This window comes from Hathewaya limosa (assembly GCF_030815255.1).
Taxonomy (GTDB): Bacteria; Bacillota; Clostridia; order Clostridiales; family Clostridiaceae; genus Hathewaya; species Hathewaya limosa.
Map to the genome: position 1 here is coordinate 59,127 of NZ_JAUSWN010000007.1, position 12,786 is coordinate 71,912.

General features: G+C 27.5%; 16 protein-coding genes. 15 read left to right on the forward strand and 1 reads right to left on the reverse strand.

All coding sequences use genetic code 11. The features are described from left to right. Window positions 1-22: 22 nt before the first annotated feature. The 5 genes from QOZ93_RS05330 to QOZ93_RS05350 all read left to right on the forward strand — a co-directional run bounded on the left by QOZ93_RS05330 (window position 23) and on the right by QOZ93_RS05350 (window position 5,640). Window positions 23-631, forward strand: coding sequence for an ABC transporter ATP-binding protein (locus tag QOZ93_RS05330; protein ID WP_111941376.1), 609 nt, complete (start codon window positions 23-25; stop codon window positions 629-631). A gap of 428 nt (window positions 632-1,059) precedes the next feature. After that, the gene (locus QOZ93_RS05335; RefSeq protein WP_111941378.1) at window positions 1,060-1,551 is read left to right on the forward strand and encodes an NADH-quinone oxidoreductase subunit NuoE family protein; all 492 of its coding nucleotides are present in this window, start codon (window positions 1,060-1,062) and stop codon (window positions 1,549-1,551) included. After that, the gene (locus QOZ93_RS05340) at window positions 1,536-2,828 is read left to right on the forward strand and encodes a complex I 51 kDa subunit family protein (protein ID WP_307355417.1); all 1,293 of its coding nucleotides are present in this window, start codon (window positions 1,536-1,538) and stop codon (window positions 2,826-2,828) included. Before QOZ93_RS05335 ends, QOZ93_RS05340 begins: the two co-directional genes overlap by 16 nt. Window positions 2,829-2,830: 2 nt before the next feature. After that, complete coding sequence (locus QOZ93_RS05345) at window positions 2,831-4,552, forward strand: NADH-dependent [FeFe] hydrogenase, group A6 (RefSeq protein ID WP_307355418.1); 1,722 nt, start codon at window positions 2,831-2,833, stop codon at window positions 4,550-4,552. A 143-nt stretch (window positions 4,553-4,695) separates the two neighbouring features. Next, a complete protein-coding gene (locus QOZ93_RS05350; RefSeq protein WP_111941384.1) occupies window positions 4,696-5,640 on the forward strand; it encodes a TDT family transporter in 945 nt (314 codons plus the stop codon). Window positions 5,641-5,711: 71 nt separating this feature from the next. On the opposite strand, the gene QOZ93_RS05355 is transcribed toward QOZ93_RS05350, so the two are convergent. After that, window positions 5,712-6,173 (reverse strand): C-GCAxxG-C-C family protein, encoded by a 462-nt coding sequence (locus tag QOZ93_RS05355; protein WP_111941386.1) that lies wholly within the window; start codon window positions 6,171-6,173, stop codon window positions 5,712-5,714. A gap of 391 nt (window positions 6,174-6,564) precedes the next feature. Here QOZ93_RS05355 and QOZ93_RS05360 point away from each other — a divergent pair, with 391 nt between their 5' ends. The 10 genes from QOZ93_RS05360 (at window position 6,565) to QOZ93_RS05405 (ending at window position 12,722) form a co-directional block, all read left to right on the forward strand. After that, window positions 6,565-7,086, forward strand: a complete 522-nt coding sequence (locus QOZ93_RS05360; RefSeq protein ID WP_111941388.1) for a GNAT family N-acetyltransferase — start codon at window positions 6,565-6,567, stop codon at window positions 7,084-7,086. A 59-nt stretch (window positions 7,087-7,145) separates the two neighbouring features. After that, a complete protein-coding gene (locus QOZ93_RS05365; protein ID WP_111941390.1) occupies window positions 7,146-7,400 on the forward strand; it encodes a DUF3892 domain-containing protein in 255 nt (84 codons plus the stop codon). 162 nt (window positions 7,401-7,562) lie between these two features. Further along, entirely contained in the window at window positions 7,563-7,874 is a 312-nt protein-coding gene (locus QOZ93_RS05370; RefSeq protein ID WP_111941392.1) for a YbjQ family protein, read from the forward strand. Between the two features lie 137 nt (window positions 7,875-8,011). After that, window positions 8,012-9,091 (forward strand): nicotinate-nucleotide--dimethylbenzimidazole phosphoribosyltransferase, encoded by a 1,080-nt coding sequence (cobT, locus tag QOZ93_RS05375; RefSeq protein WP_111941394.1) that lies wholly within the window; start codon window positions 8,012-8,014, stop codon window positions 9,089-9,091. A gap of 10 nt (window positions 9,092-9,101) precedes the next feature. Next, a complete protein-coding gene (gene cobC / locus QOZ93_RS05380; protein ID WP_307355419.1) occupies window positions 9,102-9,698 on the forward strand; it encodes an alpha-ribazole phosphatase in 597 nt (198 codons plus the stop codon). 8 nt (window positions 9,699-9,706) lie between these two features. Then, entirely contained in the window at window positions 9,707-10,255 is a 549-nt protein-coding gene (gene cobU, locus QOZ93_RS05385; protein ID WP_307355420.1) for a bifunctional adenosylcobinamide kinase/adenosylcobinamide-phosphate guanylyltransferase, read from the forward strand. A gap of 96 nt (window positions 10,256-10,351) precedes the next feature. Then, complete coding sequence (gene cobS, locus QOZ93_RS05390) at window positions 10,352-11,110, forward strand: adenosylcobinamide-GDP ribazoletransferase (RefSeq protein WP_307355422.1); 759 nt, start codon at window positions 10,352-10,354, stop codon at window positions 11,108-11,110. 325 nt (window positions 11,111-11,435) lie between these two features. Further along, window positions 11,436-11,684, forward strand: coding sequence for a hypothetical protein (locus QOZ93_RS05395; protein ID WP_307355423.1), 249 nt, complete (start codon window positions 11,436-11,438; stop codon window positions 11,682-11,684). A 58-nt stretch (window positions 11,685-11,742) separates the two neighbouring features. Next, window positions 11,743-12,021, forward strand: coding sequence for a spore coat protein (locus QOZ93_RS05400; protein ID WP_111941402.1), 279 nt, complete (start codon window positions 11,743-11,745; stop codon window positions 12,019-12,021). A 284-nt stretch (window positions 12,022-12,305) separates the two neighbouring features. Continuing rightward, the gene (locus tag QOZ93_RS05405) at window positions 12,306-12,722 is read left to right on the forward strand and encodes a HutP family protein (protein ID WP_111941404.1); all 417 of its coding nucleotides are present in this window, start codon (window positions 12,306-12,308) and stop codon (window positions 12,720-12,722) included. The last annotated feature ends 64 nt before the right edge of the window (window positions 12,723-12,786 follow it).

Below are 12,786 nucleotides of genomic sequence, written 5' to 3' on the forward strand. Positions count from 1 at the left end.
AAAAAAAGGGGGTATCCTAAAAATGCAAGAGAATATAGCGGTTAAACTTAGTGATATTTCTAAGCAATATAATAATGAAATGATTCTTAAAAATTTTAGTATGAAGTTTATAAAAAATAAGATAACAGTACTTTTAGGACCTTCAGGTTGTGGAAAAACAACTTTATTAAATATTATATCTGGTATAGATAAAAATTATAGTGGAGAAGTTTTATTAAATGTAAAAGAAGTATCGTATATTTTTCAAGAATATAGGCTTATACCTTGGCTTACAGTATATGAAAATGTAGATTTTGTTTTAAAGTCTTATATGGAAAAGGATGAAAGAAATAAAGTAATAATAAAATATTTAAAACTTGTTAATCTATATGAACATAAAAATAAATACCCAGGGGAATTAAGTGGTGGTATGCAAAGAAGGGTAGCTATAGCAAGGGCTTTTGCATATAAAAGTGAGCTACTTCTAATGGATGAACCTTTTGTTGGATTAGATAAAGATCTAAAACAAAAAATTATAAAGGAATTTTTACAATTATGGAAATATGATAAAAGAACAATTATATTAGTTACTCATGATATGGATGAAGCTAATTCAATGGGAGATGACATAATTGATTTTAAGACATTATAGAATTGTGTCATAAGAATAACGAGGTTGTTAATAAAATAATAGACATTGTTAAAAAAAACAATAGTTATTATTTATTGTTTTTAAAAATTTAAAATAGACAAATAAAGTAAAATAAAATAAAATATTTGAAAAAAATTTTATTTATATATTATAAAAAACAGAAATAACATACATAAAAAGACTTAATTCGAAGAAATTTCACACAGTAATATTACTTCCTAAGATAGATGTTATTTAAATAACAGCGATTTAAAATGCCTTAGAACGATTGATGAATAAAGGGTTAAAAATACCACAAGGAAAAAAGTTATGTTAATTTTTTAATTAATATTAAAACTATTGAAACAAATTTTCCAGTATGTTAGTATGTGGTTGAAAATTCAGCTGAGTTAAATAAAAGGAATTAATTTTAGGGAGGTAACAATTCTATGGGATTTGCTACTGATAGTGAAATAAGAATTATAGCAGAAAAGTATAATTATTCAAAACAAAAAATGATATTTATGCTTCGTGATATTCAAGAAATAAATGAAAGAAATTTTATTAGTGAAGCACAAGCTAAAGTATTGGCAGATATAATAAAAGTTTCAATCTCAGATGTTTATGAAGTAATAACATTTTATTCTATGTTAAATGATAAGCCTAAGGGTAAGTATATAATAGAAGTTTGTAAAAGTGGACCTTGTTTTGTTAGAAATTCTAAAGTTATTCTTGGTTATTTAGAAGATATATTGAATATAAAAGTCGGAGAAACTACTAAGGATAATTTCTTTACACTTCAATGTACAAGCTGCATAGGCGGATGTGATATAGCTCCTGCCATGAAAATAGGAGAAAAGGTCTATGGTAACTTAACCAGAGAAAAGGTTAAGAAAATATTAGATGAATATAGGAGAGATGTGTCATGTCAAGAACAATAGAATTAATAACTAAGAATTGTGGAAAAATTGATCCTTGTAATGTAGATGAATATGTTAAATATGATGGTTTTAAAGGACTTAAAAAGGCTCTTTCTATGGAACCACTAGAAATCGTTGAAGAAGTTAAAAAATCAAAACTTATGGGAAGAGGGGGAGCAGCATATCCTACAGGTGTTAAATGGGAACAAGCCTATTATGTTGATGGTGATACTAAATATGTTGTATGTAATGCAGATGAAGGTGAACCGGGAACATTTAAAGATAAAGTTATTTTAGATAAAGATCCTTTAAGGCTAATTGAAGGTATGACTATAGCTGCCTATATTTTAGGTTCTAAGAAAGGGTATATTTATATAAGAGGAGAATATGCACAATCTCAAAAAATAGTAAATGAAGCTATTGAAAATGCTAAGAAAAAAGGATATTTAGGAAAAAGTATTTTAGGTATGGATTTTGAATTTGATATAGAAGTTTTAACTGGTGCAGGAGGATATGTAGTAGGTGAAAATTCAGCTTTAATTGAGTCTTCAGAAGGAAAAGCAGGAAGACCTAGAATAAAACCTCCTTATATAAAAATATGTGGACTTTATAAAAAACCTACATTGGTTAATAATGTTGAAACCTTTGCAGCTATTTCATATATAGTTTCAAATGGAGGAGAAAAATATAGAAGTTACGGAACAGAGTATAGTGGTGGCACTAAACTTATATGTCTTTCTGGTAATGTTAAAAATAGAGGGGTTTTCGAAGTACCTTTCGGTATAACTTTAAGAGAAATAATTTATGATATTGGTGGTGGAATTCCAGATAATAAGAACTTAAAGTTCGTTCAAATGGGAGGTTCTTCAGGTGCTTGCATATCAACTGAAATGTTAGATATACCATTATGTTACAATGAATTTAAAAATGCAGGAATAAGTATAGGTTCGGGAGCTATATTAGTAGTAGATGATTCTATATGTACTTTAGAATTTTTAAAGCATATATATGAGTTTTTCCTTCATGAATCTTGTGGAAAATGTACTCCATGTAGAGAAGGAAACAAACAAATTTTAAGAATATTAGGTAAATTCATACAGGGAGAAGCAAAACTTGAGGATTATAAAAACTTTGAAAAAGTTATAGAAACAATGAAGTACGCATCATTTTGTGGTCTTGGAAAATCAGCACCCACTGCGTTGAAGTCCTGTTTAAAAATATTTAAGAATGAATTTGATGAACATATAGAGCGAAAATGCAAAGTGGGATCTTGTTTTAATAATAAGGAGGAGATGTAGTAATGGCTAAGATAAATGTAATTATAGATGGTATTGAGGTTTTAGTAGAAGAAAATACTACTATTTTAGAAGCTGCTAAACAAATAGGCATTACTATACCTACACTATGTTATTTAAAGGGGCAAGAGATTAAGGCTAATTGTCGTATATGTACTGTAGAAATTAAGGGTAGAAATAAAATGGTTACAGCCTGTTCTACTCCGGTATATGAGGGTATGGAAGTACTTACAAATAGCAAAAAAGTTAGAGAATTAAGAAAGAATATTTTAGAACTTATATTAGCAGATCATCCTAAGGATTGTTTGAATTGTATTAAGAATGGAAACTGTGAACTTCAAAAATTGGCAGCACAGTATAATTTAAGAACAATTGAATTTGAAAGAAGAGAAAAATATTTGCCTATAGATGATAGTAATCCATGTATAGTTAGAGACCTAAATAAATGTGTTAAATGCGGAAGATGTGTTGACGTGTGTAAGAAAGTACAAGAAATGAACATAATAAATTATGCATTTCGTTCAGATGGATATACTATTTCAACACCATTTGGAATACCACTAGAAAAGACTTCTTGTTTATATTGTGGACAATGCACAACAGTTTGTCCAGTAGGAGCTTTACATGAAAAAGAGGATATTGATAGAGTTTGGGAAGCCATTCAAGATCCAAACATGCATGTAGTTGTACAAGCAGCACCCTCTATTAGAGTTTCACTGGGAGAAGAATTTGGTGATGAAAGTGGGCATATAGTTACTGGAAAATTAGTAGCAGCTCTTAAGAGATTAGGATTTGATAAGGTATTTGATACTAATTTTGCAGCTGACTTAACTATTATGGAAGAAGGAAATGAATTAATTTATAGAATAAAGAATAATGGAGTAATTCCTATGATGACTTCTTGTTGTCCGGGATGGATAAATTATGTGGAAAAATTAACGCCAGATGTTATACCTAATATTTCTACATGTAAATCTCCACAAGAAATGTTTGGAAGTATAGCTAAAACATATTATGCAGAAAAGGTAAATATAGAGCCTTCAAAAATATTTAGTGTATCTATAATGCCATGTACAGCTAAAAAAGATGAAGCACAGAGAAGAAATATTGAGGGGATGGATGTTAGAGCTGTAGATGCTGTTTTAACTACTAGGGAACTTGCTAGAATGTTTAGAGAAACAGGGATGGATTTTAGTGTTTTAAAAGAAGAAAAATTTGATTCACCATTAGGATTAGGGTCTGGTGCTGGAACTATTTTTGGAGCTACTGGTGGAGTTATGGAGGCGGCATTAAGAACAGCCTATGAGAAAATTTCAAATGAAGAACTAAATAAACTTGAATTTAATGAGGTTAGAGGTTTAGATGGAATAAAAGAATCACAAGTTAATATAGGTGATTTAACTTTAAATGTAGCTGTTGTAAATGGTATAAAAAATGTAAGAAATATAGTTGATCAAATAAGAATGGGTAAATGCAAATACCACTTTGTAGAAGTTATGTGTTGCCCCGGTGGATGTATAGGGGGCGGTGGTCAACCGTTTACAGATGAAGAAGGGAAGAGAGAGAGAATAAAGTCATTATATAAACTAGATAAAAATCTTCCAATACGTAAGTCACATGAAAATCCAGATATACAAATACTATATAAGGAATTCTTGGGAGAACCTTTAGGAGAAAAATCTCATAAACTTCTTCATACACATTATAGTAGTAAAAAAACTATATAAAAAATTATAATAGATAATAGTCAAATTATAAGAAATTACAATACTTTTTAGCTAGTTTTGTCATTTACAGCGATATAAAGGTATGCTACCATAATACTAAACTTAGATTTGTCTAAAATATTTATAATATGGTGGGGAGAAAAATGAAAAAATTAGCTCAGAGGATTCCTGTACCTATAGCGGGATTAATGTTAGCTTTGGCTACTACAGGAAATTTATTATTATCATATGGATCTATATATAGAAATATATTTGGATCTATATCAGGATTAATATTGATACTTTTAATATTAAAGATATTCTTAGATTTTAAAGGAATACTAAAAGATTTAGAAAATCCTATTATAGCTAGTACAATTCCTACTTTTACTATGGGGGTAATGATTTTAACCACATATATAAAGCCATATATACCTTTAGTAGCGAAAGGAATCTGGATATTAGCTATTATACTTCATTGTTTTTTAATAGTTTATTTTACAGTAAAATTTATATTAAAATTTAATATAAAGAAAGTTTTTCCTAGCTATTTTATAGTGTATGTAGGGATTGCTGTAGTGAGTATAACTGCACCTGCATATAAAGCATTAAGTTTTGGTAGAGTTATATTTTGGTTTGGTTTTATTTCTTATTTGATGTTATTACCAATAGTAACTTATAGAATATTTTGTGTAAAACAAATTCAAGAACCGGCATTACCAACTATTATAATAATGGCTGCTCCTCCAAGTCTTTGTTTAGCGGGATATATATCAAGCTTTCAAGAAAAAAGTATTATTATGATAGGTTTTTTAACAATTTTATCATTAATAATGTTTATAGTATCATTATTATATATACCTAAAATATTAAGAGGAAAGTTTTATCCGAGCTATTCAGCACTTACTTTTCCATTAGCTATAACTGCTGTAGCAATGAAACAAACTAATGTGTTTTTAATAAAAAATAATAATTCAATAGGTGCATTAAAATATTTGGTAAAAATTCAAGAATTAATAGCAGTATCAATAGTAATATATGTTTTGATAAAGTATTTTAAATTTATGTTTATTAAGGATAAAGTTGAATTAAATAAGGTTGTATCATAAATAAAAAAGATTATCTCAAATAAAACAGGAGTTTTATTTAGAGATAATCTTTTTTATAGAAAATATAGAAATTATTTAATGTTAAGATGTATTCCATCATCTAGAAGTTTACCAGCCACATAAGAAGCAACTTCGCCAGTTATTTTTATACAATGAGCCTTACGTTCGGCACAGGCAAAATCTTTAAAGTCTTTTGTCATTACACGACAACAAGTACTCTTATACATTTCTTTTATATGATTATGTAAATCGGCGGCGGCAGGAAGCATTTTCTCATTCATAGTTTCACCATGACATCTTCCATAAACCATACCAAGAGCCATAACTCCACCACTTACAGCCCCACATAGACATCCCGATTTACCTACACCTATAGGAAAACCAGAAGCAAGTTTAGTTACTGAATCATCAAAAGGCTTGTCTAATAAATCATTAATAGTTTTTACAACTGCCTCTGAACAGAAAAATTCACCTCTTCTAAAATAGCCTTCTGCAATTTCTCTGACAATTTGCACTTTTTCTTCTCTTGTCATATAATTACCTCCCAAAATTTTATTTATTTTTATAATAAAAATAGCATAATAATTATATTTCATTATATAGTATAGTAAAATTATAATCCAATAGAAAATTATTATTAATGATTAAAATTTAATAGATATAAAAAATGTTAAACTGCATTATTAAAAGAATAAAAACAAAATTATTTTTATAAAGTAATTTAAGTATTAAGCCGAAAAAAGTATTAATAGAACTTTTAGAATAAAAAAGATTTGAATAAATTCTGAAAATTAAAAAAATATTTACAATTTTCGAAAAGATAGTATAATGGAAATAATAGCAAATAATCAATAATAGAGAGATAAAAAATATCAGGATAATTATCAAGTATATTTTATAAAATAAAAATTTAGAGGTGAGTTAATGTATTATGGAGAAAAGGTATGTTTAAGGGCTTATAAGGAAGAAGATATAAAGAAAGCATTACAGTTTATTAATGATAAAGAACTTATGAAAAATTTAACTACAAAGATTCCTTTTCCTATGACTTTATGGGAAGAAGAAGAATTTATAAAATCTCAAAAATCAAATCAAAAAGGAGAGTATAACTTTGCCATAGAAGATTTAGAGGCCAAAAAGTATATAGGTGGTTGTGGTATTAACGATGTTAATTGGCTTACTAGGGTAGCTACAGTTGGTATAATGATAGGAGATAAAGATTATTGGGGCAAAGGTTATGGCTCAGATGCTATGCAAGTTCTTATAAAGTTTATTTTTGAAGATATGAATATGAGAAAAATAAGATTAAGTGCATTTTCATTTAATGAAAGAGCTTTAAAATGTTATACAAAGTGTGGATTTGAAATTGAAGGTGTTTTAAAAGATGAAATATTTAAAGATGGAAAGTATTATGATGAAATGATTTTATCTATTTTTAATAAGTAAATAAATAATTTCTTCTATGTTGGGAAAAATAATAAAAACAAAACATAGGAGGAGTTAATATGGGAAATGCAAAACTTCATGTAATTACAGGTGTAGTTAAAGATAGTAAGGGTGAAATAAGTGCATATAGACTTGAAAATGGAGATATAGTTGTTAAAGAACAAGCTGTTCAAATGGCTAAGGATGGTAAAATAGATGGAGTTACTGTAGCAACATCTAAAACAGGCGAAGGATATTTAAGAAGTTATGGAGATGGAGATCCATCAAATAATTTATCTAATTTATTGATTATTGATTCAAAGGAAATTCATTAAAATTTACAATAATTAAAAAGCTATTTCATAGTAGGGAAAAGTCCTATTAATGAGATAGCTTTTTATATTTAATACGAGTTTATAATTAATTATATAAAACTAGTATTAAATATGATAACATAAGAACTATATAATTTATTATATTAGTTAGGGGTGAAGCAAATGATTTTAGTTACTACTGATTCCATTTCAGGATGTGAAATGGAAACTATTCAATTAGTAAAAGGATCTACTATACAATGTAAAAATTTTGGAAGTGATTTTTTAAGTGGACTTAAAAATTTAGTTGGTGGAGAATTAAAAGCTTATACCGATATGATGAATGAAGCAAGAAGGATAGCTACAGAACGAATGATTGCAGAGGCACAAGGCTTGGGGGCAAATGCTATTGTAGGAATTAGATATACAACAAGTTCTGTCGCAGCAGGTGCTGCTGAAGTTATAGTATATGGAACAGCAGTAAAAATTAGATAATATAAATAAACCGTTATGTTGTTAATATGGATGTGGCGGTTTGTTTTTTAAAAAATTATAATACGAACATTAATTGAATTTTAAAAATAAATGTACTATAATTAGTCTATTAAGATAACATGAAAGGATTGTATATTATGGGACTATTAAATAAAACTTTGAATGAAATAAAACCTGCCTATAAAGAGGCTATAGATAAGGCATGGAAAAGGCTAGATGGATTAACTAAGCCTGTTGGAAGTTTAGGGGAATTAGAAGAAATATCAGCTAAAATGGCTGGAATTACGGGAAAAATATATAATGAGTTTCATAAGAAAAATATTGTAATTATGTGTTCAGATAATGGAGTTGTTGAAGAGGGTGTTAGTAGTTGTCCGCAAAAACTTACATATATAGTTTCAAATAACTTTACAAAGGGAATTACAGGGGTTAATGTACTTTCACGTTTTTCTGAATCAGATATTACAGTAGTAGATGTTGGTATAATTGAAGATGTGGATAATCCTAAAATTTTAAATAGAAAAGTTAGATATAGTACGAACAATATGTGTGAAGGACCAGCTATGACTAGAGAAGATGCTATACGTTCTATAGAAATTGGAATAGAAGTAGTAGAGAATTTAGCACGAAATGGATATGATTTATTTGGAACCGGAGAAATGGGTATAGGAAATACAGCTACAAGTGCAACAGTTTTAAGTGTATTATCAGGTATATCAGTAGAAGAATGTACAGGCAGAGGATCAAATTTAACAGATGAAGCTTTCGAAAATAAAAAAAGAGTTTTAAGAAAAGCTATAGAAGTTAATAAACCTAATAAAAATGATGTTATAGATGTTTTAAGTAAAGTAGGTGGTCTTGATATTGCTGGACTTTGTGGTTGCTTTATTGGGGCGGCTAAAATGAGAATGCCTATTTTAATAGATGGTTTTATAGCTTCTGCAGCAGCATTATGTGCATATAAACTAGAACCTAAAGTAAAAGACTATATGTTTGCATCACATATGTCAGCAGAACCAGGGGCAGTTTTTGCAATGAAAGAAATGGGACTAAATCCTATGCTGGATTTAAGAATGAGACTTGGTGAGGGGACAGGATGTGCCTTAGGATTTAAGATTATGGAAGCTTCTATGTATATGATGAATTATATGGGTACTTTCGATGAAGCAGGTATTGTAACAGACTATTTAATTACTCCAACAGGTGAGAAGAAATAGGTGATTATAGTTGAATATATATATAGTAAGACATGGTTACACAGATGAAAATCATAAGGGAACTTATTATGGTGCATTAGATCCGGGAATTAATAAAAATGGAAAAAAACAATGTGAACTTATAAGAAAAGAAATAGAAAATATAAATTTTGATAAAATTTATATTAGTTCTAAAAAAAGAGCCAAGGAAACAGCAAATCTAATTGTATCTAAGAAAATAGAGTTTTATACTGACAAGAGGTTAGATGAAAGAAATTTTGGTGTTTTTGAGGGAAAAGAATATAAATATCTTATGGAAAATTACAGTGAAGAATACAAGGAATGGGAAGAAGATTGGATTAATTATAAGATTCCAAATGGAGAAAGCCATAAAGATTTTTCACTTAGAATATATGAATTTCTAGATGAAATTTTGCAAATATATAAGGAAAATGATAATATACTTCTAGTTACTCATGCAGGAGTTATTAGAGTAATATATACCTATGTTATGAATAAAGATATTGCTTTATTCTGGAAATTTGCATCGCATAATGGGGATTTATCTCTTATAAAGTATGAATACGGAAATATTTTCATTGATTTTATAAAGCATAATAAGGAGTGAAAAACAATATGTCGAAAATTACTTTAGTAACTGGTGGAAGTAGAAGTGGCAAAAGTACATATGCAGAAAATATTTATGAAGGTAGAGATGATGTTCTTTATATTGCAACTGCTATAGTTACAGATGAGGAGATGAAAGATAGAATTCAGCGTCATAAAGAAAGTAGAAATCAAAACTGGAAAACTCATGAAGGATTTAAAAATTTAGATAAGGCCATAGAAAATTTTAAAGGTGGCGCAATACTGTTAGATTGTATTACTATAATGACTACAAATCTTTTATTTGAAGAGGAAAGAGATTTTGATAATTTTTCTAAGGAAGATATGGACAATATAGTCCTACTTATTAAAAATGAATTTAAAAAATTAATAACTAAAGCTAGAAACATGAACTTAGATTTGGTTATGGTTACTAATGAAGTAGGGTGGGGAATAGTTCCAGAATATAAAATTAGTAGAATATATAGAGATATTGCAGGATTTATAAATCAATATGTGGCATCTCTAAGTGATGAGGTTTATTTAGTGGCTTGTGGGTTACCAGTTAAATTAAAATAGTATTATACAACTATGTAATAAAAAGATATATTATATTTAAAGATAGATATTTTTAATGAGTAATTATTAATTGACTTATGAATAGTAGGTGAAATTATGAAAGAATTTTTTAATAACTTATTACTTTATTTTCAGTTTTTTACAAGAATTCCTATTAATAAGTGCTTAAAATGTGAAAAAGAAAATTTTAGAGATGGTGCTTTCTTTTTTCCAGTTGTTGGGCTTTTTATAGGTTCAATTCAATGGGGGATATATAAACTTTTAAATCCAATTTTCCCTGCAACTATTATAGCAGTAATTGTACTTATAGTTCCAGTTATATTAACAGGAGGGCTACATCAAGATGGACTTGGTGATACTTTTGATGGATTTTTTTGTTTTAAAGGTGAAAAGGAAAAACTTTTAGAAGTAATGAAAGATAGTAGAATAGGAACCTATGCTTGTATTGCAATTATTGCAGATATGTTATTAAGATTTGCGGCAATCACTACCATAATACAAAGTGGAATGACTTATATTTTAATTGCTGCACCTATAATAGGAAGATTATCTGTAGTGTATATATGTAATATCGGAAAACCAGCTAAAAAGATTAGTTCAGCTAATATATACATTCAAAATATAGGGATAAAAGGACTTATATTAAGTATTATAATAACCATTTTATTTTTATTTAAGTTTATAGAAATAAAATATTTACTTATTTTAATAGTAGGTGCTTTAATAGTATCTACACTATTTAATATGTTATGTAATAATAAAATAGGTGGGTTAAACGGAGATACTTTAGGGTGTAATTATGAGATGGTAGATGTATTTACTATGCTTTTATATATTGTATTATTTATAAAATAGGTTAAAAAGATAGTACTTAATTTCTTTAATTTTTAAGAATTTAAGTACTATCTTTTTTTAAACATTATTAGTAATATAAGTATTTACTTATACTTAATAAAATTTTCTTTAATTAGTTACTTAGTTTTTTTGTTTATTTTTCTATGTATAAAGATATATAGGAAAATGTTTTATTTAAATTTATTATAATGAAAAAATTACATAAAAATATACCCATAAAATGATTTTAATTACTATACATTTTTAATTTTACACATATATTTAAGATGTATTAAGGGAATTATAAGTGGTGTAAGAGGTAAAAAAATTTTAAGGAGGTTTTAAAATGAATATGAATATGTATATGAATAATTCTAATAGCACAAACAATACTTCTTCTAAGCCACAAATAGATGCTAAAAACTTAAAAACAATGGGTGACCAATTAAATCACGAATGTTTAATGAATAAAAAATTTAATCTTTATGCTCAATATTGTACAGATGAATGTTTAAAAACTTTATGTAATGAAGCTGCAGCTGTTCATAAACAAAACTTTACAAACTTAAAAAATTATTTAGACTCTCATCAATAATGCAAAAAATTAAAAAAATATATTAGGTAAAATATAGGAAAACATGGAGGGATTAAATATGAATAATATGGCTGATTTAAGTGAAAAAGATTTAATGAATGATTTATTAACTTCTGAAAAACAAATAATTGGTGCATATAGTACAGGGATTACAGAATCATCATGTACAAATTTTAGAAATGTATTAATAGATAATTTCAAAAGAGATCAAGAAGTTCAATATAAAGTTTTTGATGCTATGCACAAAAAAGGTTGGTACCCAACAAAAGATGCTGCAGAACAGGATGTACAACAACTAAAATCACAATCTCAACAAATGATGAATGAACTAAAATAATATATTAAATTTAAATAATACATTGTTAAAACATCATAATACTGATAAAAGAATTTCTCTAAAGCAAAATATATTTATATTAAAAATTATATAAAAGCATTTACTCATTCTACAGAACTTTAACATAGATCAAATATTAATAAACAAGAGGTTATGAAAAGTTTAAAATTACCTTTCATAACCTCTTTAAATTATATGTAACTTTTAGTAGCGTATAATGGGTATAATAATGTATAATAAATAAAAATACTTTTATTTATAAAAAAGAAAGTGAGTTGGAATATATGGGACATAATAGTGTTGATGTAGCTAAAATCTCTGTAAAAATGGCAATTTCAACTAGAGAAGAAGAAAAACAGTTAGATAAATATTATAAAGAATTAGGAATACTAACTACTGCGGTAGATGTAGGAGGAAGTATCAATAATTCTATAGCAAAGGTTATAGAAAGAGCATTAGTAGCGGCTAAAAGAAGCGGCGTTATCAAAGATTGTCATGTTCATGATGGTGCAGTGGCTGGGGCTACTAGAGAGGCATTATCTTATGTTTTAGAAAAAGCTAATGGACTTAATGTAGGAGGGAAAATTGGTATTGCTCGATGTGGAGAACATTTAAGTGTTTGTGTATTTATGAGCATAGGACTTTTGCATCTAAATGAAGTAGTTATAGGACTTGGACATAGATCAATTCCAGATTTATAAAATTTAAATAATAAAGCTTGACAATTTCAGAAAATTTTCATAAAATATTAATTGATTTTATTCA

Coding starts and splice junctions, on each gene's coding strand:
- QOZ93_RS05330 (WP_111941376.1), top strand. CDS start 23: ATGCAAGAGAATATAGCGGTTAAACTTAGTGATATTTCTAAGCAATAT.
- QOZ93_RS05335 (WP_111941378.1), top strand. CDS start 1,060: ATGGGATTTGCTACTGATAGTGAAATAAGAATTATAGCAGAAAAGTAT.
- QOZ93_RS05340 (WP_307355417.1), top strand. CDS start 1,536: ATGTCAAGAACAATAGAATTAATAACTAAGAATTGTGGAAAAATTGAT.
- QOZ93_RS05345 (WP_307355418.1), top strand. CDS start 2,831: ATGGCTAAGATAAATGTAATTATAGATGGTATTGAGGTTTTAGTAGAA.
- QOZ93_RS05350 (WP_111941384.1), top strand. CDS start 4,696: ATGAAAAAATTAGCTCAGAGGATTCCTGTACCTATAGCGGGATTAATG.
- QOZ93_RS05355 (WP_111941386.1), bottom strand. CDS start 6,173: ATGACAAGAGAAGAAAAAGTGCAAATTGTCAGAGAAATTGCAGAAGGC.
- QOZ93_RS05360 (WP_111941388.1), top strand. CDS start 6,565: ATGTATTATGGAGAAAAGGTATGTTTAAGGGCTTATAAGGAAGAAGAT.
- QOZ93_RS05365 (WP_111941390.1), top strand. CDS start 7,146: ATGGGAAATGCAAAACTTCATGTAATTACAGGTGTAGTTAAAGATAGT.
- QOZ93_RS05370 (WP_111941392.1), top strand. CDS start 7,563: ATGATTTTAGTTACTACTGATTCCATTTCAGGATGTGAAATGGAAACT.
- cobT (WP_111941394.1), top strand. CDS start 8,012: ATGGGACTATTAAATAAAACTTTGAATGAAATAAAACCTGCCTATAAA.
- cobU (WP_307355420.1), top strand. CDS start 9,707: ATGTCGAAAATTACTTTAGTAACTGGTGGAAGTAGAAGTGGCAAAAGT.
- cobS (WP_307355422.1), top strand. CDS start 10,352: ATGAAAGAATTTTTTAATAACTTATTACTTTATTTTCAGTTTTTTACA.
- QOZ93_RS05395 (WP_307355423.1), top strand. CDS start 11,436: ATGAATATGAATATGTATATGAATAATTCTAATAGCACAAACAATACT.
- QOZ93_RS05400 (WP_111941402.1), top strand. CDS start 11,743: ATGAATAATATGGCTGATTTAAGTGAAAAAGATTTAATGAATGATTTA.
- QOZ93_RS05405 (WP_111941404.1), top strand. CDS start 12,306: ATGGGACATAATAGTGTTGATGTAGCTAAAATCTCTGTAAAAATGGCA.